14 protein-coding genes, 1 tRNA gene and 1 pseudogene are annotated in these 22,647 nt (G+C 65.2%); 13 read left to right on the forward strand and 3 right to left on the reverse strand.

Going from position 1 to position 22,647, the window contains the following annotated elements:
• Window positions 1-8: 8 nt before the first annotated feature.
• Window positions 9-1,193: a cystathionine beta-lyase gene (gene metC / locus AC1DW2_RS15555; RefSeq protein WP_477006495.1), complete on the reverse strand. Its 1,185-nt coding sequence runs from the start codon at window positions 1,191-1,193 to the stop codon at window positions 9-11.
• Between the two features lie 394 nt (window positions 1,194-1,587).
• On the opposite strand from metC, the gene AC1DW2_RS15560 reads away from it, so the two are divergent.
• The 4 genes from AC1DW2_RS15560 to AC1DW2_RS15575 are packed head-to-tail and all read left to right on the forward strand — an operon-like array spanning window position 1,588 to window position 6,095.
• Window positions 1,588-2,604, forward strand: a complete 1,017-nt coding sequence (locus tag AC1DW2_RS15560) for an amino acid ABC transporter substrate-binding protein (RefSeq protein WP_085401451.1) — start codon at window positions 1,588-1,590, stop codon at window positions 2,602-2,604.
• Between the two features lie 19 nt (window positions 2,605-2,623).
• Window positions 2,624-3,829: an amino acid ABC transporter permease gene (locus AC1DW2_RS15565; protein WP_477006496.1), complete on the forward strand. Its 1,206-nt coding sequence runs from the start codon at window positions 2,624-2,626 to the stop codon at window positions 3,827-3,829.
• Window positions 3,826-5,346, forward strand: a complete 1,521-nt coding sequence (locus AC1DW2_RS15570; RefSeq protein WP_477006497.1) for an amino acid ABC transporter permease — start codon at window positions 3,826-3,828, stop codon at window positions 5,344-5,346. Before AC1DW2_RS15565 ends, AC1DW2_RS15570 begins: the two co-directional genes overlap by 4 nt.
• 11 nt (window positions 5,347-5,357) lie before the next feature.
• Window positions 5,358-6,095, forward strand: coding sequence for an amino acid ABC transporter ATP-binding protein (locus tag AC1DW2_RS15575; protein ID WP_063983419.1), 738 nt, complete (start codon window positions 5,358-5,360; stop codon window positions 6,093-6,095).
• Between the two features lie 228 nt (window positions 6,096-6,323).
• On the opposite strand, the gene AC1DW2_RS15580 is transcribed toward AC1DW2_RS15575, so the two are convergent.
• Window positions 6,324-7,358 carry a cysteine synthase A gene (locus AC1DW2_RS15580; protein ID WP_477006498.1) on the reverse strand — a complete coding sequence of 345 codons (1,035 nt, stop codon included), beginning with the start codon at window positions 7,356-7,358 and terminating at the stop codon, window positions 6,324-6,326.
• A 96-nt stretch (window positions 7,359-7,454) separates the two neighbouring features.
• Window positions 7,455-8,684, reverse strand: a complete 1,230-nt coding sequence (locus tag AC1DW2_RS15585; protein ID WP_085401477.1) for an SAM-dependent methyltransferase — start codon at window positions 8,682-8,684, stop codon at window positions 7,455-7,457.
• 641 nt (window positions 8,685-9,325) lie between these two features.
• Between AC1DW2_RS15585 and AC1DW2_RS15590 the strand changes: the two genes are divergently transcribed.
• The 9 genes and pseudogenes from AC1DW2_RS15590 (at window position 9,326) to AC1DW2_RS15630 (ending at window position 22,540) form a co-directional block, all read left to right on the forward strand.
• Window positions 9,326-10,777 (forward strand): efflux transporter outer membrane subunit, encoded by a 1,452-nt coding sequence (locus AC1DW2_RS15590; protein ID WP_175618078.1) that lies wholly within the window; start codon window positions 9,326-9,328, stop codon window positions 10,775-10,777.
• Window positions 10,767-12,167 (forward strand): efflux RND transporter periplasmic adaptor subunit, encoded by a 1,401-nt coding sequence (locus AC1DW2_RS15595; RefSeq protein ID WP_477006499.1) that lies wholly within the window; start codon window positions 10,767-10,769, stop codon window positions 12,165-12,167. Before AC1DW2_RS15590 ends, AC1DW2_RS15595 begins: the two co-directional genes overlap by 11 nt.
• 36 nt (window positions 12,168-12,203) lie before the next feature.
• A complete protein-coding gene (locus AC1DW2_RS15600) occupies window positions 12,204-15,353 on the forward strand; it encodes an efflux RND transporter permease subunit (RefSeq protein WP_477006500.1) in 3,150 nt (1,049 codons plus the stop codon).
• The gene (locus AC1DW2_RS15605) at window positions 15,353-18,457 is read left to right on the forward strand and encodes an efflux RND transporter permease subunit (protein ID WP_477006501.1); all 3,105 of its coding nucleotides are present in this window, start codon (window positions 15,353-15,355) and stop codon (window positions 18,455-18,457) included. The genes AC1DW2_RS15600 and AC1DW2_RS15605 overlap by 1 nt, the downstream gene beginning before the upstream one ends.
• A gap of 213 nt (window positions 18,458-18,670) precedes the next feature.
• Window positions 18,671-19,483: a class I SAM-dependent methyltransferase gene (locus tag AC1DW2_RS15610; RefSeq protein ID WP_477006502.1), complete on the forward strand. Its 813-nt coding sequence runs from the start codon at window positions 18,671-18,673 to the stop codon at window positions 19,481-19,483.
• A 510-nt stretch (window positions 19,484-19,993) separates the two neighbouring features.
• Complete coding sequence (locus AC1DW2_RS15615) at window positions 19,994-20,728, forward strand: tRNA-uridine aminocarboxypropyltransferase (RefSeq protein WP_477006503.1); 735 nt, start codon at window positions 19,994-19,996, stop codon at window positions 20,726-20,728.
• Between the two features lie 67 nt (window positions 20,729-20,795).
• Entirely contained in the window at window positions 20,796-21,641 is an 846-nt protein-coding gene (locus tag AC1DW2_RS15620) for an ABC transporter permease (RefSeq protein WP_477006504.1), read from the forward strand.
• Window positions 21,642-21,804: 163 nt separating this feature from the next.
• Window positions 21,805-22,410, forward strand: a pseudogene (locus tag AC1DW2_RS15625) (ABC transporter ATP-binding protein); the annotation flags it as partial.
• Window positions 22,411-22,466: 56 nt separating this feature from the next.
• Window positions 22,467-22,540: transfer RNA gene (locus AC1DW2_RS15630), tRNA-Cys, on the forward strand.
• Window positions 22,541-22,647 lie beyond the last annotated feature (107 nt).

Genomic DNA, 22,647 nt, shown 5'->3' on the forward strand with positions numbered 1-22,647 from the left:
GAGCAGGCTCACATTGCCGCCTTGAGGGCAGCGAAGCCGCGATCGAGATCGGACTTGAGATCGTCGACGCTTTCGAGGCCGATGTGCAGTCGCAGGGTCGGGCCGCCCGGCGACCACTTCGTGGCGGTGCGATAGGCGTCGCAATCGAAGGGAATCACGAGGCTCTCGAAGCCGCCCCAGGAGAAGCCCATGCCGAACAGCTTGAGCGTGTCGAGCATGGTGTCGACCGCCTTCTGCGGCGCGGGCTTCAACACGATGCTGAACAGGCCCGACGCGCCGGTGAAATCGCGCTTCCAGATTGCATGGCCGGGATCGGTTTCGAGCGCCGGATGCAGCACGCGCGCGACCTCGGGTCGGGCCGCGAGCCAGCGCGCCATGTCGAGCCCCGAGCGATGATGCTGCGCCAATCGTACCGACAGCGTGCGCAGGCCGCGCAGCGCGAGGAAGACGTCGTCAGGGCCGGCGCAGACGCCGAGCAGGCGGATGCCTTCGGCGATCTGCGGCCAGGCCATGGCGTTGGCCGAGATGGTGCCGAACATGATGTCGGAATGGCCGCCGATATATTTGGTGGCGGCCTGCATGCTGATATCGACGCCCTGGTCGAGCGAGCGATGATAGAGCGGCGTCGCCCAGGTGTTGTCGTCGATGACGAGCGCATCGCGCGCATGCGCGACCTCGGCGATGGCGCGGATGTCCGGCATCTCGAACGACTGCGAGCCGGGCGCCTCCACCAGCACCGCGCGGGTGTTGGGCTTGAACAGCTTGTCGATGCCCGCGCCGATCAGCGGATCGAAATAGCTGGTCTCGATGCCAAGGCGCGCGAGCATGCCGTTGCAGAAATTGCGCGAGGGCCGATAGACGTTGTCGCAGACGAGCAGATGGTCGCCGGTCTTCAGCACCGAGAGCAGGGTGGTGGAGATCGCCGACAGGCCTGACGGCACGATGCCGACGCCGGCGCATTGCGGCCCCTCCAGTGCCATCAGCGTCTCCTGGAACGCCCTGGTGGTGGGGGTGCCGTGGCGGCCGTACTGGAACTCGCCGCGATGGGCGTGCAGGTCCTCGGCGGTCGGATAGAGCACGGTCGAACCGTGAAACACCGGCGGATTGACGAACCCCTTCTGCGCCTTGGTGTCGCGGCCGGAGGTCACCAGCCGGGTTTCGGCATGCTGTTGGGCGGGATGCGAGGAATCCATGCGTCTGCTTTCAAAAAGCGCGTTTCCACCGGGCGCGCCGCGCCCGTGGGCCGGCCGAAGGCCGCTGCCGTTAATAACAGAACACAGAAGAGTCCCGTCAACCCCTTGACCCGGCTCGCCAGTCGTTCTGAGATGCGCGGGTGCTATTCAGTCGCCGCATGTTGAGGGGCTGCCGCGACCTTCGATCCATCGTCTGACCGGACCTTGCGTCACAGCCATAACGGCGGACGCCTGCGGCGGGGATTAAGGTATGGCCTCCCGGGATGGGCGAGTGTTCGGCAAGGTTTTCCAGCATGACTCTTGCAAGGCTAGTCTTGATGCGGCTAGCCCTGGCGGAGACGATCCCAAAGACGCCATTCCTGACCTTGAGACGACTTTGAAAGGCCTTCAGCCCATGAAACGCGTAACCCTGGCTCTCACTCTCGCTGTCGCCGCCGGCCTCTCCGCCCAGGCCGCCGATGCGCAAACGCTCAAGACCATCAAGGACCGGGGCATGCTGTCCTGCGGCGTCAGCCAAGGCCTGCCCGGCTTCTCCTCGCCCGACGACAAGGGTAACTGGACCGGGCTTGACGTCGACCTCTGCCGCGCGATCGCAGGCGCGATCTTCAACGATCCGACCAAGGTCAAGTACGTGCCGTTGTCCGCCAAGGATCGTTTCACGGCGCTGCAATCCGGCGAAATCGACGTGCTCTCGCGCAACACCACCTGGACCATCTCGCGCGACACCTCGCTCGGCGCCAACTTCACCGGCGTGACCTATTATGACGGGCAGGGCTTCATGGTGAAGAAGTCGCTCAAGGTGAATTCGGCGCTCGAGCTCAACAGCGCCTCGGTCTGCGTCCAGACCGGCACCACCACCGAGCAGAACCTCGCCGACTACTTCAAGGCCAACAACATGAAGTACGAGGTGATCGCGTTCGGCACCAACGACGAGACCGTCAAGGCCTATGAAGCCGGGCGCTGCGACGTCTTCACCACCGACCAGTCGGGCCTGTACGCCAACCGCCTCAAGCTTGCCAATCCCAACGACCATATGGTGCTCCCCGAAATCATCTCGAAGGAGCCGCTCGGGCCGATGGTGCGTCACGGCGACGACCAGTGGTTCGACATCGTGAAATGGACGCTGTTCGCCATGGTTACCGCCGAAGAGCTGGGCGTGACCTCGAAGAACGTCGACGAGAAGGCGAAACTGGAAAATCCGGAGCTCAAGCGCGTGCTCGGCAGCGACGGCAATTTCGGCGAACAGCTCGGCCTGACCAAGGACTGGGTGGTGCGGATCGTGAAGGCCACCGGCAATTACGGCGAGGTGTTCGATCGCAACGTCGGCGCCGGTTCGCCGCTCGGCATCAGCCGTGGCCTCAACAATCTCTGGAATAAGGGCGGTCTTCAGTACGCGCCGCCGATCCGCTGATCCCGCCTGATCCGCGGCGATGAGCACCGAGGCTCGAAAACCGCCGGCCCAGATCGCGCTGAAGATCAGGCGCGTTCTGGGCGGCAAGGCAGGCTGGAACGGCGTCGCCGTCCAGTTTGCCTTCGCGGCGATCCTGGGCTGGATTGGCTATGAGATCGTTTCCAACGCCCGGACGAACCTCGAAAACCAGCACATTGCCGCCGGCTTCGGCTTCCTCCGGAACAATGCCGGCTTCGACGTCAACCAGACCCTGATCTCCTACACCGGCTCGGACACATTCCTGCGCGTGTTCGTGGTCGGGCTTTTGAACACGCTCGTGGTCTCTGTGGTGGGCATCTTCTTCGCCACCGTGATCGGCTTCATCGTCGCGCTGTGCCGGCTGTCGCCCAACTGGCTGTTGTCGCGCGTCGGCGAGATCTATGTCGAGATCTGCCGAAATCTGCCGGTGCTGTTCCAGATCCTGTTCTGGTACCTGGCGGTTCTCGCGGCCTTGCCCAATCCGCGGCAGAGCATTTCGCTGCTGGGCATCGCCTTCATCAGCAACCGTGGGCTCGTCATTCCGCGCCCGATCGGTGAGGGCGGCTTCGAGCCATTCCTGGCGATGCTGGTCCTCGGCATTGTCGCTTCGCTGGTTTTGCGCTTCTATGCGCGGCGGGCGCTATTTCAGCGCGGTCAGATGATCCGGATCTGGCCCTATGTGCTGGGCCTGCTGTTCGGGCTGCCGCTCGCCACCATGCTGGTATCCGGTGTGCCCTTCACCTTCGAGGTGCCGCAGCTCAAGGGCTTCAATTTCGCTGGCGGCTCGCGGATCATCCCGGAATTCGTGGCGCTGACGCTGGCGCTGTCGACCTATACCGCGGCCTTCATCGCCGAGATCGTGCGCGCCGGCATCCTGTCCGTCCACTCCGGTCAGATGGAAGCGGGATCCTCGCTCGGCCTGAGCCGCGGCACCACGCTCCGCCTGATCGTCGTGCCGCAGGCGATGCGCGTCATCGTTCCACCGCTGACCAACCAGTACCTCAACCTCACCAAGAATTCCTCGCTCGCGGTCGCGATCGGCTATCCTGACCTGGTGTCGGTGTTCGCCGGCACGTCGCTGAGCCAAACCGGGCAGGCGATCGAGATCATTGCCATGACGATGGGCGTCTACCTCCTGATCTCGCTGCTCACGAGCGCCGTCATGAGCGTCTACGGTTGGCGCGTCAGCCGGAGCCTGGGCGCATGAGCGACATCACCTCGTCCGCCTACGTCCGCCAGGACCTGCTCACTGAGCGGCCTGCGCCGGTGAAGACCACGGGATTCATTGGCCTCGTGCGGACCCGCCTGTTCAATTCGCCGACCAACATTTTGCTCACGATCGTGGGCGCGTTGCTGCTCTGGTTCACCATCATTCCCTCCGTCAAGTTCCTGATGGTCGATGCGGTCTGGACCGGCAAGGATCGCACGGCGTGCCTGACCGAGAATGCCGGCTTTACGGTCGGCGCCTGCTGGCCCTTCATCCAGGCCAAGCTGCCGCAACTGATCTACGGCTTCTATCCCGAGGCCGAGCGCTGGCGGGTCAACCTCTCGCTGATCCTGGCGGCGGCTCTGCTGCTGCCGCTGCTCATTCCGCGCCTGCCGGCGAAAGGACTGAACGCAAGTCTCTTCTTCTTCGCCTTTCCCGTGGTGGCGTTCTTTCTGCTGCACGGCGGCGGCATCACCGGGTTCGGCCTGAGCTGGACGGCCGGCCTGCTGCAATTGTTCGACGACAGCATCATCGGCGCCGGGCAGGCTCTGCTCAGTCTCGCCAAGACCTCAGCCATCGCACCGCTCTTCTGGCTGGCCGGCAATCTCATCGTGCTGGTCGGCACCGCGATCTACTGGCTGATCTTTCCGCTGACCTGGCTGCGTGACCAGCTCCAGGGAACGGGCCAGTCGGTCTGGGCCGATTTCGCCATCACGGCGGCGGTCGTCTCCCTGATCGCCTTCGTCGTCGGTGGCGGCGTTCGCACCGGCGGCCGGGCGCTGACATCCAGCATCGGCACCTTCATCGCGATCGCGGTCGTGATCAAGCTGATGGGGCTCGATCACGGCGGCCTGCCGGTCGTGACCACGAATCTGTGGGGCGGGCTCCTGGTGACGCTGGTGGTCTCCGTGACCGGCATCGTCACCTCGCTGCCGATCGGCATCGCGCTGGCGCTCGGCCGCCGCTCGACCATTCCGCTAATCCGGATATTCTCGATCGCCTTCATCGAGTTCTGGCGCGGCGTGCCGCTGATCACCGTGCTGTTCTTCGCGACCTACATGCTGCCTTTGTTCCTGCCGGGCAATTTCACGGTCGACGGTCTGGTGCGCGCGCTGATCGGCATTTCGCTGTTCACGGGCGCCTATCAGGCCGAGAACGTCCGCGGCGGGTTGGCCGCGATCCCGCGCGGGCAGGGCGAAGCGGCGGCCGCTCTGGGCCTGTCCTGGTGGAAGACGACCTCGCTGATCGTGCTGCCGCAGGCGCTGCGCCACGTCATTCCGAACCTCGTCAACAGCTTCATCTCGCTGTTCAAGGACACGTCGCTGGTCTCGATCGTGGCGCTGTTCGACCTGCTGGGCTCGCTCAGGGCGTCGTTCTCGGATCCGAAATGGTCGACGCCGTCGACCGCGTTCACCGGCTTTGCCTTCGCCGGGATCATCTACTTCATCTTCTGCTTTGGAATGTCGCGCTACTCGCTCTTCGTCGAGCACCGCCTCAACGCTCACCGTCGCAACTGATCGAGGTCATCATGTCCGACCCCATCGTCAAGATTTCCGGCCTCAACAAATGGTACGGCGAGTTCCACGTGCTGCGCGACATCGACCTCGAGGTCAAGAAGGGCGAGCGCATCGTGATCTGCGGCCCCTCAGGCTCGGGCAAGTCGACGTTGATCCGCTGCATCAACGCGCTCGAGGAATTCCAGGAGGGCGAGATCGTCGTCGACGGCATCGAGCTCGGGCCGAACCTGAAGCACGTTGATGCGGTCCGCCGCGAGGTCGGCATGGTGTTCCAGAGCTTCAACCTGTTCCCGCATCTGACCGTGCTGGAGAACTGCACGCTGGCGCCGATCTGGGTGCGCAATATCCCGAAGAGGGACGCCGAGGTCAACGCGATGAAATTCCTGGAGCGGGTCAAGATCCCGCATCAGGCCAACAAGTTTCCGGGACAGATGTCCGGCGGCCAGCAGCAGCGCGTCGCGATCGCACGCGCGCTGACGATGAACCCCAAGGTGATGCTGTTCGACGAGCCGACCTCGGCGCTCGACCCCGAAATGGTCAAGGAAGTGCTCGACACCATGGTCGACCTCGCCGAGGAGGGCATGACCATGCTGGTTGTCACCCACGAAATGGGCTTCGCCCGCGAGGTCGCCAACCGCGTCGTGTTCATGGACGCCGGCCAGATCATCGAGGCTAATACGCCGAACGAGTTCTTCGCCGCTCCCCAGCACGCGCGGACGAAGCTGTTTTTGAGCCAGATCTTGCGGTGATCTTGCGCTGACCTCGTAGGGTGGGCAAAGGCGCCTTAGCGCCGTGCCCACCATCCCTCGGCAATCTCCGGCAGGCATGGTGGGCACGCTTACGCTTTGCCCACCCTACGGCACCGCGGCTCGGCTCGACTTGAGCCGGGCTTCGTCTCGTGCTGACGCTGGCGCTGCTGTTCTGGCCGAGCGACGACCGCCGCGCTTAATAGGGCCAACGGCCGCAACCCTCCCGGCCTAGACGAACGGCGGCTTGATGTTGCTGCGCTTCTCCAGCCATTCCGGCACCGGCAGGTTCTTGGCGCGCATGAAGTCGGCGTTGAACAGCTTCGACTGATAGCGGCTGCCGGAATCGCAGAGCACGGTGACGATGGTCTTGCCGGGCCCGAGCTGTTTCGCGAGTCGTATCGCGCCGGCGATGTTGATGCCGGTGGAACCGCCGAGGCACAGGCCTTCGTGCTGGAGCAACTCGTAGATCACCGTGACGGCTTCTGCATCGGGAACGAGATAGGCGTCATCCACCTTCGCGCTCTCGACGATTGCGGTCGCACGGTTGAGGCCGATACCTTCCGTGATCGAGCCGCCCGGCGTCGCCTTGGCGTCGCCGCTCCGGAAATATTCGAACATGCCGGCACCATGCGGATCGGCGCAGGCGATCCGGACGTCCTTGTTCTTCTCTTTCAGATAGCGGCTGACGCCGGCGAGCGTGCCGCCGCTGCCGACCGAGCAGACGAAGCCGTCGACCTTGCCGCCGGTCTGCTCCCAGATCTCGGGGCCCGTCGACTCGTAGTGCGCCTTCGCATTGTCGAGGTTGTTCCACTGGTCTGCGAACAGCACGCCATTGGGCTCGGTCTTGCGCAGCTCGTCGGCGAGCCGGCGGCCGACATGCTGATAATTGTTGGGATTGGCATAGGGCAGGGCCGGCACCTCGATCAGCTCGGCGCCGCACAGCTTCAGAAAATCCTTCTTCTCCTGGCTCTGCGTCTCCGGGATCACGATCAGCGTGCGGTAGCCGCGCGCGCTCGCCACGACCGCGAGGCCGATGCCGGTGTTGCCGGCGGTCGCCTCCACCACGAGACCGCTCCGCTTGAGCTCGCCGCGCTTCTCGGCCTCCAGGATCATCCATTTGCCGGCGCGGTCCTTCACCGACTGGCCCGGATTCATGAACTCGGCCTTGCCCAGAATGGTGCAGCCGGTCAGTTCGGAGGCGCGCTTGAGCTTGATGAGCGGGGTGTTGCCGATGGCTTCGACAACGTCATTTTTGATGGTCATGTCAGGCAATTACCGGCTGGTTCATAGGGTGGGCGCGACCCTAAAGTAGGGTGGCGGGCCTTACAAGCGACCCTTGCAAGCTGACCCCGCAAACCCTTATTGCTGCTTTGCGAAGATGACTTGCCGGACGTCAATATTCCCGGACAGGAATCCGGCCTCGCAATAGGACAGGTAATACTCCCACAGCCGCCGGAACCGGTCGTCGAAGCCGAGCGGCACGAGGCCCGGCCAGGCCGTCTGGAAGTTATTCCGCCAGGTGGCCAGCGTCTTGGCATAATCTTGCCCGAAGATGCGTTCGCGTATGACGGGTAGGCCGAACCTGTCGCCGAGCGACTTGAGCACGGCGGGCGAGGGCAGCATGCCGCCGGGAAAGACGTAGCGCTGGATGAAGTCCACCTCGCGCCGGTAGCTCTGGAACAGCCTGTCCTGGATGGTGATCGCCTGGATGCCGGCGAGGCCGCCGGGCAGCAGCCGGTCCCGCAACTGAGCGAAATATTTCGGCCAGAACTGCTCGCCGACGGCCTCGATCATCTCGATCGAGGCGATGCGGTCGTAGCGGTCGCATTCGTCGCGATAATCCTGAAGACGGATCTCGACCTTGTCAGCAAGGCCCGCCTCGTGAATGCGCTTCTGCGCAAAATCGCGCTGCTCGGTCGAGATCGTGAGGCCCACCACGCGCGTGCCGAAGGTCTTTGCGGCGAACTCGGCGAAGCCGCCCCAGCCGCAGCCGATCTCGAGCAGCGTCTGGTCGGGCTTCAGGTCGAGCGCCTCGGCGAGCCGGCGGTATTTGTTGGTCTGGGCTGCCGTGAGATCGGAGGTGCTCTCCTCGAACAGCGCCGAGGAATAGGTCATGCCGGGATCGAGCCACGCCGAATAGAACGCGTTGCCGATGTCGTAATGGGCATGGATGTTGCGCCGCGCCTGACGGCGGGTGTTGCGGTTGAACCAGTGCTGCAGCAGCTGGACGAACCGCATCAGCGGCTTGTCGTTCAGCATGGCCTGGATCAGATCGTGATTGACGCAGAACAGGTAGAGGAATTGCGTCAGGTCCGGCGTATCCCAGTCGCCGGCGAGATAGGCTTCCGCGATGCCGATGTCGCCGCTGTTGATGAGGCGCGACGCGAAGCCATAATTGTGCAGTCGCATCGCCGCATTCGGGCCCGGCTCCTGGCCGCCGAGACGGATCACGCGTCCGTCGGGCAGGGTGACGTCGAGCGTTCCTCGCCGCAGCCGCGCGCCAAAACTGAGTGCGAGCCGAACGATGCGCGGCAGATCGGCGAGCACTGTGTCTATGGTGTCTGACGTCACCGAGATGGTATGCGACATCGGCAGATCCATCACCTGAACGGATACTGTCCGACCGCGAGCCAGGCGCCCCCATACGCCTCATATCGCTGGACCCGAGGGCGCCCCGCAAACGGTCAGCGTCGAATCATACGCATGATATAGGTGCGCGCTGCGCCGGTCGCCAAGGGGCTGGCGGGGTACCTCCGGCAGTCCACCGCCGTGTGCACAGCGCAATTGCGGGCCAGCACCCGATCATAGTGCGCTCAGCCAAGGCCGGGGAAGCTGCGGTGCGCCGCGGTGCAGGTTTCGGTGGAGCGCCTGGCGGGACCGGTAGCCCTGGCGTAGGCGTGGCGGCAATATCACATGAAATCTTGGTAAGCTTGAATGCGCCCCGGGCCGAGGTTGGAATACAAAATAGCCCTGTGACACAGGCATATTTTGTATTTGCGTGAGTTCGGCATCGACGCATTCGAGGCCGCATTTCGCAGGTGCGGGACTGTCCCCCTGTTCCGCGCCCCGCTAGTATGAACTTCAGGTTCCGCAGAAAGCATCACGGCTGTGAACGAGTTACATAAACGCCCCCGGCCGTCCCGCCACGAATCGGTTAATCCGGCTCTGCGGTGGCGGATCTATCTGCCCGGCGGGGGGTGGATGTGACACAGGATGGTCCTGCGGTCGCCATGAGGCGATCTCCCGGCCTTACGTTCCGGACGTCGCGCGCGGCGCGATGGGCTGCCGTGGCGTGCCTTGCCGCCAGTTCAGGCGCCTGCGTGCTGACGCAGGATTTGCCCGATCCCGCACTCGATGTTCCCACGCAGTACAAATACGCGGGCAAGCCGGATGCGCCGCCGTCGCTGGATTGGTGGCGCGGCTTTCGCTCCGCGGAACTGACGCAACTGATGGAGGAGGCGCAGACCGTCAATCTCGACATCGCCGCCGCCGTCGCGCGCATCGTCCAGGCCGACGCCCAGGCGCGGCAGGCGGGCGCGGCGCTGCTGCCGAGCCTGTCGGGCGGCGGATCGGAAACCTATTCACGCACCTCGGGTTCGAGCGCCTCGGGCCTGTCCATCGGCGGCCGCGAGGTCGTCAACTATTCGGCGTCGCTGAGCGCGAGCTACCAGCTCGACTTCTGGGGCCAGAACCGCGATGCGCTGCAAACGGCGGAAGAGACGGCGAATGCCAACCGGTTCGATCGCGACGTCGTCGCGCTCACGACGCTGGCAGGCGTTGCCAACGCCTATTTCCAGGTGCTGGCCTCGCAGGACCGGCTGCGCACCGCCCAGAGCAACATCGCCAGCGCGCAGCGGATCCTTGATGCCATTCGCGAGCGCCGCAAGGCCGGCACCGGGACCGATCTCGACGTCGCCCAGCAGGAGAGCGTGGTCGCCAACCAGAAGGCGCTGGTGCCGCCGCTGCGCCAGACGCTCGACCAGAACGTCAACGCACTCGCCGTGCTGGTATCGCGGCCGCCGGAGAGCGTCCGCGTGCTCGGCGGCTCGCTGAACAAGATCGCCATCCCGCGCGTCACGCCCGGCCTGCCGTCGGAGCTTTTGACGCAGCGGCCCGACATCCGCCGCCAGGAGGCACAGCTCGCCTCGGCGACCGCGAACATCGGCAATGCCCGCGCGCAGTTCTTTCCGACGATCCAGCTCACCGGCAATGGCGGCTATCAGAGCTCGGCGCTGGTCTCGCTGTTCCAGCCGCATGCGGCCTTCTTCCAGCTCGTCGGCAGCGCCACGCAGCCGATCTTCGACGGCGGCAAGATCCTCGGCAATTTCGAATTCGCCAAGGCGCGGCAGGACGAGTTGCTCCAGACCTACCGCAAGACCATCATCCAGTCGTTTGCGGACGTCGACAACGCGCTGTATTCGATCAAGCAGACCACGATCAAGCTACAATTGCAGCGCGATGTCGTTACCTCGTCGAAGCGCGCCTTCGATCTCGCCGAGCAGCAATTGCGCGCCGGCACGGCCGACATCGTGACTGTGCTGAACGTCCAGCAGACACTATTTCAGGCCGAAGATGCGTTGTGGCAGGCCCAACTCGCACGGCTTCTCGCCATCGTCAGCCTGTATCAGGCGCTCGGCGGCGGCTGGGAGCCGCGAATGGAGAAACCGGTCAATGCTCTTTAAGCCGGATACGAAGGAAGGCGCGAAAGAAGGGACGGCGAAGAAATCGCGCGGCCGCGGCTTCGTCATGACCCTGATCACGCTCGCCATCCTTGGCGGGCTCGGCTATTTCGGCTGGACCGTCTGGCACCAGCAGCCGCAGCAGGCGAATGGCCGCAACCAGCGGCCCGATCTGCCGGTGCCGGTGCTGGCGGCGACGCCCCGCATCGAGGACGTGCCGGTCTATCTCGACGGCGTGGGTGCGATCCGCGCGCTCAACACAGTGACCGTGCGCTCGCAGGTCGACGGCAAGCTGATCGCCGTGAAATTCACCGAGGGCCAGGACGTCAAGAAGGGTGACGTGCTCGGCGAGATCGATCCCGCGCTCTACCAGGCGACGTATGATCAGGCCGTCGCCAAGAAAGCGCAGGACGAGGCGCAGCTCGCCAACCAGCGCATCGACCTTACGCGCTACGAGCAGTTAGCTGCCTCCAACGCGGGCTCCAAACAACAGGCCGACACCCAGCGCGCCGCGGTCGCGCAGACCGAGGCGCTGGTCAAAGCCGACCAGGCCGCGATCGACAATGCGGCGGCGACGTTGAGCTACACCAAGATCGTGGCGCCGCTCTCCGGCCGCGCCGGCCTGCGGCAGGTCGACCAGGGCAACATCATCCACGCCGCCGACGCCACGGGCCTCCTGGTGATCACGCAATTGCAGCCGATCGCGGTGTGGTTCAGCCTGCCGCAGCAGCAGATCATGCGCGTCAACGCAGCGGCGTCGAAGGGCACGCTCGCGGTCGACGTGTTCGGCAATGACGGCATCACCGTGATCGACACCGGCAAGCTGACCGGCATCGACAACCAGGTCGACCAGACCACCGGCACGCTCAAGCTCAAGGCGGAATTCCCCAACGCCAATTACCAGCTCTGGCCGGGCCAGTTCGTCAATGTCCGCCTCAAGGTCGAGACCTTGATGCAGGCGCTGGTGGTGCCGACATCGGCGGTGCAGCGCGGACCGATCGGCACCTTCAGCTACGTCATCGGCGAGGACAATGTCGTCTCCGCCAAGCCGGTGACCGTGACCCAGCAGAACGAGCATGACGCCGTCATTGCCAGCGGCTTGTCGCCGACCGACAAGGTCGTCACGACGGGCTTTGCCAATCTGTCCGACGGGTCCAAGGTGGTCGTCGGCCGCGATGACCAGACACCGTCGGCCGATCTCGCCCCGCGCAAGCGCACGCGCGGCCCGGACGGCCAGAAGAAGGATGGGCAGGCCAAGGACGGGCAAAAGGACGGACAGGGCAAGGACGGCGAGCACCGCGCCAAGAGGAGCAGCAGCGAAGGCGACCAGAAGGGGCAGACCGGACCGGCATCGGGGCCGGGGGCATCGGGACCTGGAGCCAAGCAGCCATGATCCCGACAACAGCCGCCTGAGCGGCAGGCATATCCCATGGGCGTCTCCGAACCCTTCATCCGCCGCCCGATCGCGACCTCGCTGCTCGGCATCGCCCTGCTGATCGGGGGCGCGCTCGGCTATTTCTCGCTGCCGGTCTCGGCGCTGCCGCAGGTCGATTTCCCGACCGTGCAGGTGTCGACGCAGCTTCCGGGCGCGAGCCCCGACGTGATCGCCTCGCTGATCACCGCGCCGCTGGAACGGCAGCTCGGCCAGATCCCGTCGCTGACGGCGATGAACTCGACGAGCTCGTTCGGCGTCAGCCAGATCTCGCTCCAGTTCGATCTCAACCGCGACATCGACGGCGCGACCCAGGACGTGCAGGCCGCGATCAACGCGGCGGCCGGCGTGCTGCCCAAGACGCTGCCTTATCCGCCGACCTACGCCAAGGTGAACCCGGCGGACGCACCGGTGATGACCCTGGCGCTTCGCTCCGACACGATCTCGCTGCGGGCGATGAGCGACATCGCCGACACGCTTCTGGCGCAGCGGCTGAGCCAGATCTCCGGCGTCGGGCGCGTCTCGGTGCTCGGCGGGCTGAAGCCGGCCGTGCGCATCCAGGCGGATCTGGCGCGCCTTGCCGCCTATGGCATCGCCATGGAGGATCTGCGCACCGCGATCTCCAATGCCAACGTCTCCGGGCCAAAAGGCTCGCTCGACGGCGCGCAGCAATCCTACCTCATCGCCGCCAACGACCAGATCGCCGCCGCCGACGCCTACAAACCTGTTATCATCGCCTACCGCAACGGCTCCCCGGTCACGATCGGCGACGTCGCGCAGATCGTGGATGGCCTCGAGAACGACCGCACCGGCGGCTGGTACCAGGGCACGCCGGCGGTCATCATCGACATCCAGCGCCAGCCCGGCGCCAACGTCATTGATGTCGTCAGCCAGATCCGGGCGGAAATCCCAAAAGTCCAGCGCGCCATTCCGGCCGGCGTGAACCTCACCATCGTCTCCGACCGCACCGTCACGATCCGCGCCTCGGTCCGCGACGTGCAGTTCACCCTGATCCTCAGCGTCGTCTTGGTGACGCTGGTGGTGCTGCTGTTCCTGCGCTCGCTGCGGGCCACGCTGATCGCGGGCGTCGCGCTGCCGCTGTCGCTGATCACGAGCTTCGGCATCATGTATTTCGCCGGCTTCAGCCTCGACAATCTGTCGCTGATGGCGCTCACCATCGGCACCGGCTTCGTCGTCGACGACGCCATCGTCATGATCGAGAACATCGTCCGCCACATGGAGAACGGCGACAGCGCGATGGAGGCCTCGCTGAAGGGGGCCAGCGAAATCGGCTTCACCGTGATCTCGCTGACGGTGTCGTTGATCGCGGTGTTCATCCCGCTGCTGTTCATGTCCGGCCTCGTCGGGCGCATGTTCCGCGAATTCGCGTTGACGCTGACGATCGCGGTCGTGACCTCGGCCGTGGTCTCGCTGACGCTGACGCCGATGATGTGCTCGCGGCTGCTCAAGCACGCCCATGAGGAACTGGCGGTGCCGGGATTGGCCGCGATCAGCCGCTTCATCGATCGCACCGTCGAGTTCTATCACCGGACGCTGCTCTGGGTCCTGGAACGCCAGCGCGCCACGCTGCTCGTGACATTTGCGACCCTGGTCGCGACCCTCGTCCTCTATGTCGTCGCGCCAAAGGGCTTTTTGCCGCTTCAGGACACCGCCTCGATCACGGCGGTGACGGAGGCGGGACCCGACGTGTCGTTCACCGAGATGCAGAAGCGCCAGGCCGAGGCGGCCGGTGCCATCAAGGCCGACCCTGACGTGGTCGGCGTGGTCTCGGTGATCGGGGCGGGCTCGGTCAACCCGACCACCAATGTCGGGCGCCTGGTCATGACCTTGAAGCCGCGCGGTGAGCGGCGCGACGACGTCAGCGCGGTGGTGACCCGGCTGAAGGAACGGGTGTCGGCCATCCCCGGCATGACCGTCTATTTCCAGCCGGTGCAGGACGTGCAGATCTCGACCCAGTCGAGCCGTTCGCAGTACCAGTACACGCTGACCGGGACCGACGCGACGCTGGTGTCGGAATGGGCGCGCAAGCTCGTTGCCGAGATGCGGCGCGATCCGCTGTTCCGCGACGTCTCCTCGGAGGCGCAGGAGGGCGGCCTGCGGGCGCAGCTCGATGTGGACCGGACCCGGGCCGGACAGCTCGGCGTGAGCCTGCAGGGAATCACCGACACGCTCAACGATGCGTTCGCGCAGCGGCAGATCTCGACCATCTACGGCCAGGCCAACCAGTACCGCGTGGTGCTGGAGGCGCTGCCGATGTACCAGCGCGATCCCTCGATCCTGTCGAAGCTGTATCTGCCGGGCGCGGCGAGCAGCATCGTGGGCGCGCCCAACGCCCAGGTGCCGCTCTCGGCCGTGGCGACGCTGAAGCGCACCACGGCGCCGCTCGCGATCTCGCACCAGGCGCAATTCCCGTCGATCTCGCTCAGCTTCAACCTCGCCCCGGGCGCCGCGCTCGGCGATGCCGTCGAGGCGGTGAAGACGATCGAGACCCGGATCGAGATGCCCAACAGCATCGTCGGCGTCTATGCCGGCGATGCCGCCGAATTCGCCAAGGCGCTCGCCGGCCAGCCCTGGCTGCTGCTTGCCGCCGTGATCACGATCTACATCGTGCTGGGTGTGCTCTATGAGAGCTACATCCACCCCATCACCATCCTGTCGACGCTGCCCTCGGCCGGCGTCGGCGCGATCCTGGCGCTGATGCTGTGCGGGCAGGACCTCTCGGTGATCGGCCTGATCGGCATCATCCTGCTGATGGGCATCGTCAAGAAGAACGCGATCATGATGATCGACTTCGCGCTCGAGGCCGAGCGCAGGCAGGGGATGTCGCCGAACGAGGCGATCGTGCAGGCCTGTCTCCTGCGCTTCCGTCCGATCATGATGACGACGCTGGCGGCGCTGTTCGGCGCGCTGCCGCTCGCGATCGAGAGCGGCACCGGCGCCGAGCTGCGCTTTCCGCTCGGCATCTCCATCATCGGCGGCCTGCTGCTGAGCCAGCTTTTGACGCTCTACACCACGCCCGTGATCTACCTCGCGCTCGACCGCATCAACCGCCGCCTCGAGCAGGCGCTGCCGCCGGCTGAATCCGGCGGCCCGCCGGTCGCGGGCGCGACCGAGGGGATGCAGTGATGGCATCGATCTCGGAGCCGTTCATCCGCCGGCCAGTCGCAACCACGCTGCTGTCGATCGGGTTGTTCCTGCTGGGGGTCGTCGCCTACGAGTTCCTTCCCGTCGCCTCGGTCCCGAACGTCGACTTCCCCGCCATCTTCGTGTCGGCCAGCCGGCCGGGTGCCGACCCGTCCGTCATGGCGGCGACGGTGGCCTCGCCATTGGAGCGTCGGCTCGGCGAGATCGCCGGCATCAACCAGATCACCTCGACGTCGTCGCTCGGCACGACCAGCATCCAGCTCCAGTTCGACATCGGCCGCAACATCGACAAGGCCGCGCGCGACGTGCAGGCGGCGATCAACGCCGCGCTGATCGACCTGCCGAGCGACCTGCCGACGCTGCCGCGCTTCCGCAAGGCGAACACGGCCGGCGCGCCCGTTTTCGTGCTGGCGCTGACCTCGAAGACGCTGTCGGCCAGCGCGATCTACGACGTCGCCGATACCGTGCTCGCGCAGCGCATCTCGCAGGTGCCGGGTGTCGGCGACGTGACGGTGAGCGGCGCCGACCAGCCGGCGGTGCGCGTGCAGCTCAACCCCGTCGCATTGTCCAACGCCGGCATCGCCACCGACGACGTCAGGACCGCGATCATCAACGCCAACCCGCTTGGTCCCGTCGGTATCTTCAACGGCGAGCGCCAGAGCGAGACGCTGTCGCTGAACAAGCAGATGCGGACGGCGAAAGAGTTCCGCGACATCATCATCAAGAGCTCGAACGGCAATTTCGTCCGGCTGTCCGACGTCGCCGACATCGAGGACTCCGTCCGCAACGCTCGCTCCATCGCCTGGTTCAACAAGCAGCCGGCGGTGCTGATCCAGATCACCAAGCAGGGCGACGCCAACGTCATCGACACCGTCGACCGGGTGAAGGCCCTGATCCCGGCGCTGAAGCAATGGATCCCGGCGGGTGTCGATATTTCCACGCTGGTCGATCGCACGAGCACGATCCGCGCCAGCGTGCTCGACATGCAGTGGACGCTGCTGGCAACCGCCGTCCTCGTGATGGTCGTGGTGTTCGTGTTCCTGCGGCGGCTGACACCGACGATCGCGGCCGGCATCTCCGTGCCGCTGGCGCTGGCCGGAACCTGCGCCGGGATGTGGGTCGCGGGCTTCTCGATCGACAATCTGTCGCTGATGGCGCTGGCGATCTCGGTCGGCTTCGTGGTCGACGATGCCATCGTCATGATCGAGAACATGTACCGCAATCTCGAACATGGCATGCGGCCGCTCCAGGCCGCGCTCGTTGGCGCCCGGCAGATCGGGTTCACTGTGGTCTCGATCAGCCTGTCGCTGATCGCGGCTTTCACGCCGCTGATCTTCATGGACGGCATCGTCGGCCGCCTGCTGCGCGAGTTCTCGCTGACGCTGACCTTTGCGATCCTGGTCTCGACGCTGGTGTCGCTGACGGTCACGCCGATGATCTGCGCCCATTACATCCGGCAGACCACGTCCGGCACCGCGACGCTGTTCGATCGGCTGATCGAAGGCTCGCTGTCGCGCATCGTCGCGTTCTATGCCCGCACCCTGCGCACCGTTCTGGAATTCCCGCTACTGACGCTGCTGGTGTTCTTCGCCACCATCGGCCTTACGGTGACGCTCTACATCAAGGTCCCCAAGGGTTATTTCCCGACCGACGATTCCGGCTTCGTCATCGGCGCGACGCGCGCCTCGGCCGACATCTCGTTCCAGTCCATGCTCGGCCTGCAGCAGCGGCTCGCCGACATCGTGATGCAGGACCCGGCCGTGGCCGGCATCGGCTCGACGGTCGGCAGCGGGGGCGGGCCGGGGGGAGCGACCTCGAACCGCGGCACCATGTTCATCAGCCTGAAGCCGCCGGAGGAGCGCGACCACGTCTCGACGCAGGTCGTGATCGACCGTCTCAGGCGCGCCCTGTACCCGGTGCCTGGCATCCGCCTGTTCATGTTCGCTGCCCAGGACGTCCGCGCCGGCGGACGGCAGAGCGATTCCGACTACCAGTACACACTGACCAGCACCGACCTCGGCCTGCTCCAGAAATGGGCGCCGATCGTGGCCAAGCGCATGGAGAGCGTCGAGGGCATCACCGATATTTCGAGCGACCGCGATCCCGGCGGGCTCCAGCTCACGCTCTCGATCGACCGCCAGAAGGCCTCGGCGCTCGGCGTCAAGGTCCAGGACATCGACAACGCGCTCAACAACGCATTTTCGCAGCGGCAGATCGGGATCATCTACACCCAGCGCAACCAGTATATGACCGTGCTGGAGATCGACCCGAAATTCCAGGTCGACCCATCCAACCTCGATCGCATCTATGTCGCCGGTGCCAATGACGCGCAGGTGCCGCTGTCGGCCGTGGTGCATGCGACGCGCGGGCTCGCTGCGCTGGCGGTCTACCATTCGCAGGGGTTTCCCTCGACCACGGTGTCGTTCAACCTGATGCCGGACGTGCCGCTCCAGACCGCGACCCAGAACGTGCAGCGCGCGATCGAGGAGCTGCACATGCCGGAAGGCATTCGCGGCAGTTTTGACGGCAACGCGGGCGATTTCGCCAGGACCAGCGGCCGCCAGCCGCTGCTGATCCTCGGCGCGCTGGTGGCGATGTATATCGTGCTCGGCGTGCTCTATGAGAGCCTCGCCCATCCGCTGACGATCATCTCGACATTGCCGTCGGCCGGGCTCGGCGCGCTGCTTGCGCTCCAGCTCACCAACACGCCGCTGACGGTGATTGCCTTCGTCGGCATCATCCTCTTGATCGGCATCGTCAAGAAGAACGGCATCATGATGGTGGACTTCGCGCTCGACGCCGAGCGCCAGCGCGGCCTTTCCTCGGCGGAGGCGATCTTCGAGGCCTGCCAGGCGCGCTTCCGCCCCATCCTGATGACGACCATGGCGGCGCTGTTCGCCGGCATTCCGCTGGTCATCGCGACCGGTCCGGGCACGGAGCTGCGCCGTCCGCTCGGCATCACCATCATCGGCGGCCTGTTCGTCTCGCAGATCCTGACGCTCTACACGACGCCCGTGATCTACCTGCTGATCGACCGCCTGCGCCGCCGCTCCGAGCCGCGTCCGCTCGCCGCGCCCGCGGAATAGGCCAAGTATCGCGCACCTTCCGACACCGTCAGTCGGCTCGATCCCCTAACATTTGATGTTGTCAACTTAACATCTGTTCTCATAAAGGCTGTTACTTCTCATTTCTGTCAACAAAGCTCGTTACAGAACGGAGACGGGCGCAGCCTTCGCTCGTCGCGCCGCCCGAAGCTGTTGCATTCGAACGGAATCCCGCCCCGAGAACGTGTGACGTGCTTGGGAATCCTTGCGGGCGAGCGGAAATCGGCTGGCTCGTGGTGTCTTGGAGTGATTGGCCAAATGGCTAATACGGTCGGATCGCACTTTTTCCCGGAGATTGCGGCGGGTGGATTCTCTCGGGTCGATGGCACGATTCAGTTCTGGCAGCGGGTCGGGGCCTTGGTTGGACCGGATTCCGTCGTGCTGGACTTTGGCGCCGGGCGAGGCGCCGGCCAGAGCGAGGATTCGGTCGCCTACCGGCGCAGTCTGCGGTCGTTGAAGGGACGGGTGCGCGAGCTCGTCGGGGTGGATGTCGACCCGGCCGTAACGACCAACAAGGCGCTGGATCGGGCGTTCGTGATCACACCCGACGGAGAGCTTCCGATCGCCGATCAATCCATCGACGTGATCGTATCGGATTTCGTGTTCGAGCATCTCCAGGATCCTGCCAGAGCCGCCCGTGAACTCGACCGCGTGCTCAAGCCGGGCGGCTGGATCTGCGCGCGAACGCCCAACCGCTATGGATACATCGCACTCGCCAATCGGATGATCCCCGACCAGTTGCATGCCCGCATTATCCAGTCGGCCCAGGACGACCGCAAGGGCGAGGATGTCTTCCCGGCCGTCTATCGGCTGAACACTGCCGGCGCGTTCAAACGGCATTTTCCCGCCTCCCGATACGATCTGTATGTGATCCCGTGGGACGCGGAGCCGGCCTACTATTTCGGATCGAAGCTGCTCTATTCGCTGTTGCTAGCGGTTCAGCACTGCACGCCGGCTCCGTTCAAGACGGTGTTGACGGCGTTCATGCGCAAACGCCCCGTGCCGTGAGCCCGACAGCCAAGTCACGTCGGGCTCAAGCCGCCGTACACCTCATTGCGAAGACGAAAGAGCGCACGGGACGAAAGGCCTTCGCGCGCGGAACGTCACGCAACGCAGCAGCCTTGTAGAAAGATCGTACCCTCCAAGACGTCACCAAGTCCGAGCGATAACGTCATTCGGCGATCAACTGGGGCGTGTATTACGGCCTGACCACCACACTTCATGACCATCGCCTCCCAATCCCCGCCCCAAAGCCCATGTCGACGTAGGTGCTCAGTTCTACGACACCGACCTCAGCAAGCCGATTTGGGTCGCCAACGTGGCCGCGAATGGTACTGTGGATTGGAGAGACGCTGCCGGAACGCCGGTCTAGCAGAGCGGTCGACGCGTTCGACATACCGGCGCAACGAGACCGCCTTCGGGCGGTCTTTTTGTCGTGTGCCGAGGTTCGGGGTTATGGCGGCGCCACTCCCGGCAAGAGAGTTGTTGAACCGCCGCTTCAAGCGTATAGCGGCGACCATGTCGAACCCCACAGCCGCCGCGCCGGCCGATCCGATCCCCGAATGCCCGCACTGCCAGAAGCCGATGCCGCTGTGCATCTGCGACAGTGTCACGCCCATCAAGAACCGGCTCTCGCTCCTGATCCTCCAGCATCCGCAGGAGCAGGACAGGGCGCTCGGCACCGCCCGGCTGCTTGCGAAGCACTTTGCCGATGCCACGGTGCGGGTCGGCCTGTCCTGGCCGAGCCTGTCCAAGGCGCTGGCGCGGCCGGTCGAGAACGCCTCGCACTGGGCCGTGCTCTATCTTGGCTCGGCGCGCGCGGCCGATCTGGAGGCCGAGGGCGAGATCCTGGCGCTCAACCGCAAGGGCGAAGTCCCGGAGAACCAGCGCTCGATCCTCGGCAAGCTCGAAGGCGTGGTGCTGCTCGACGGCACCTGGAGCCAGGCCAAGGCGCTGTGGTGGCGCAATCCCTGGATGCTGAAATGCCAGCGCGTCATCCTCAACCCGGCGCATCCCTCCCGATACGGACGCCTGCGCAAGGAGCCGCGGAAAGACGGGCTGTCGACCATCGAGGCGGCCGCGACCATCCTGGCCAGTCTTGAGAAGCGCCCCGATATCGCCGAGACGCTCAATGCCAGTTTTGAACGGATGTTGACGCGCTACCGCGAGGTTCAGGCCGAAATGCCGGAATTGGCGCCAAAACCGCCGGTCAAGGACCGCCGGCGCGGTGTCCGGCGCAGCAAGCGCAGCTGACTCGCGCTTAAATCCTCCGTACGGTTGATTGCCCCGCGCGAGAGGGGCGGGTAGAGACGATCGGCCGATGGGCCGCGAACTGTTATCTTCGCAGCATCGGAAAGCCGGAAGCGGARGGGGCAGTCGCATTCAGGCCGCGGCGAAGGAAATCCTTGCACAGGCGGCGCGGCCCGATCGGTGGGGCACGCTCGCGCTGATGGACATCTCGCTGCGTTACCGGCGCACCGTGATCGGCCCGCTCTGGATCACGCTGACGCTGGCAGCAACGATCGCAAGTGTCGGCACGGTCTACGCCGCACTGTTCAAGCAGGACATCGCCGGTTTCCTGCCGCCCTTCGCCGTCGGCCTGATCGTCTGGACCCTGATCGCGACGACGCTCCAGGAAGGCTCAAGCATCTTCGTGGCGTCGGGCCACCTGATCAAGGCCGTGCCGGCGCCGCTGATCGTGCATGTGCTCCAGATGATCGCGCGCAACGTGCTCATCTTCGCGCATCATCTGGTGATCGTCGTGCTGCTCTACATCGTGATGCCCTGGCCGCTGTACTGGAACATGCTGCTGGCGGTGCCCGGCTTTGCGATCCTGCTGATCGTTCTGCTCGGCGGTTCGGTCGCGCTCGGCATGCTCTGCGCGCGCTTTCGCGATATCGGCACGGCGATCGTCAGCGGCCTGCAATTCATCTTCTTCCTGACGCCGATCATCTGGACCGCGGACGCCCTGCGCGGCACCACGTTCCACTGGCTGATCCGCGCCAATCCGTTCGCGACGCTGCTCGACCTCGTGCGCAGGCCGTTGCTGTCGCAGCCGACCGATCCGGAGCAATGGCTGCTCGGGGCGATCTATGCGATCGTCGTAGCCGTCATCGCCTTCGGCTGCTACGCGAAATACCGCCACCGCGTGGCGTATTGGCTGTGAGGCGCGCATGAGCCTTGCTGCCCACATCGTGCTTCGCAACGTTTCGGTCAACTTTCCGGTGCTGTCGTTCCGCGACCGTTCGCTGCGCAGCCGGTTCGTCAGCGCGGTGACGCTGCGCCGGACGCGGGCTGTGCCGCACATCGTCTCCGCGCTCAACGACGTCAGTCTCGACATCCGCGCCGGCGACCGCGTCGCCATCATCGGCGCCAACGGCGCAGGCAAGACCACGCTGCTGCGGGTTCTCGCCGGCATCTATCATCCGACCGCCGGCAGCGTGGACGTGCTCGGCCGCTGCCTGTCGTTGTTCGACCTATCGGCCGGCTTCGACGAGGAGGCCACGGGCTACGAGAACATCGTGCGCCGCGGGCTCGTGATCGGCGCGCGGCGCTCCGAGATCGATGCGCGGCGGGCGGAGATCGCAGAGTTCACCGAGCTCGGCGACAGGCTCGACCTGCCGCTGCGGACCTATTCCAGCGGCATGATGCTGCGCCTGATCTTCGCAGTCGCAACCGCCGTGGAAGGCGAGATCGTGCTGCTGGACGAATGGATCGGCGTCGGCGACCAGCAATTCCGCCGGAAGGCGCGGCAGCGGCTCGACGAGATCGTGGCCCGTGCCGGCATCCTGGTGCTGGCCTCCCACGACATCGAGCTGATCCAGAGCACCTGTAACCGCGCGATCCTGCTCGAGGAGGGGCGGATGACCGCGGCCGGCCCGACCGATGCGATTCTTGCGAAATATCTCGCCGGCCCGGGCGGGTGCAAGGCGTAAACGCCCGGCCGGGGTTGCCTAAGCCATTGATCCCCTATATTGCTCCGCCCTTACGGGGCCACGTGGCGGAGTGGTTACGCAACGGTCTGCAAAACCGTGTACACCAGTTCAATTCTGGTCGTGGCCTCCATTACAACCTCCTGATATTTCATCACAAAGTTTGCTCACCGCGCGTTCCGCCCCGCGCGCAGTAAAGGCCTGCCAGACCGTGCACACCGGGTTTGCCCGGGGCTTGGC

The sequence above is a fragment of the Bradyrhizobium sp. P3_C3 genome (assembly GCF_056402655.1).

Bases quoted from the DNA above. Each gene is read 5' to 3' on its own strand.
- AC1DW2_RS15595 (WP_477006499.1), top strand. From the start codon at position 10,767: ATGCTCTTTAAGCCGGATACGAAGGAAGGCGCGAAAGAAGGGACGGCG.
- AC1DW2_RS15590 (WP_175618078.1), top strand. From the start codon at position 9,326: ATGAGGCGATCTCCCGGCCTTACGTTCCGGACGTCGCGCGCGGCGCGA.
- AC1DW2_RS15605 (WP_477006501.1), top strand. From the start codon at position 15,353: ATGGCATCGATCTCGGAGCCGTTCATCCGCCGGCCAGTCGCAACCACG.
- AC1DW2_RS15570 (WP_477006497.1), top strand. From the start codon at position 3,826: ATGAGCGACATCACCTCGTCCGCCTACGTCCGCCAGGACCTGCTCACT.
- AC1DW2_RS15600 (WP_477006500.1), top strand. From the start codon at position 12,204: ATGGGCGTCTCCGAACCCTTCATCCGCCGCCCGATCGCGACCTCGCTG.
- AC1DW2_RS15565 (WP_477006496.1), top strand. From the start codon at position 2,624: ATGAGCACCGAGGCTCGAAAACCGCCGGCCCAGATCGCGCTGAAGATC.
- AC1DW2_RS15585 (WP_085401477.1), bottom strand. From the start codon at position 8,684: ATGTCGCATACCATCTCGGTGACGTCAGACACCATAGACACAGTGCTC.
- metC (WP_477006495.1), bottom strand. From the start codon at position 1,193: ATGGATTCCTCGCATCCCGCCCAACAGCATGCCGAAACCCGGCTGGTG.
- AC1DW2_RS15575 (WP_063983419.1), top strand. From the start codon at position 5,358: ATGTCCGACCCCATCGTCAAGATTTCCGGCCTCAACAAATGGTACGGC.
- AC1DW2_RS15560 (WP_085401451.1), top strand. From the start codon at position 1,588: ATGAAACGCGTAACCCTGGCTCTCACTCTCGCTGTCGCCGCCGGCCTC.
- AC1DW2_RS15615 (WP_477006503.1), top strand. From the start codon at position 19,994: ATGTCGAACCCCACAGCCGCCGCGCCGGCCGATCCGATCCCCGAATGC.
- AC1DW2_RS15580 (WP_477006498.1), bottom strand. From the start codon at position 7,358: ATGACCATCAAAAATGACGTTGTCGAAGCCATCGGCAACACCCCGCTC.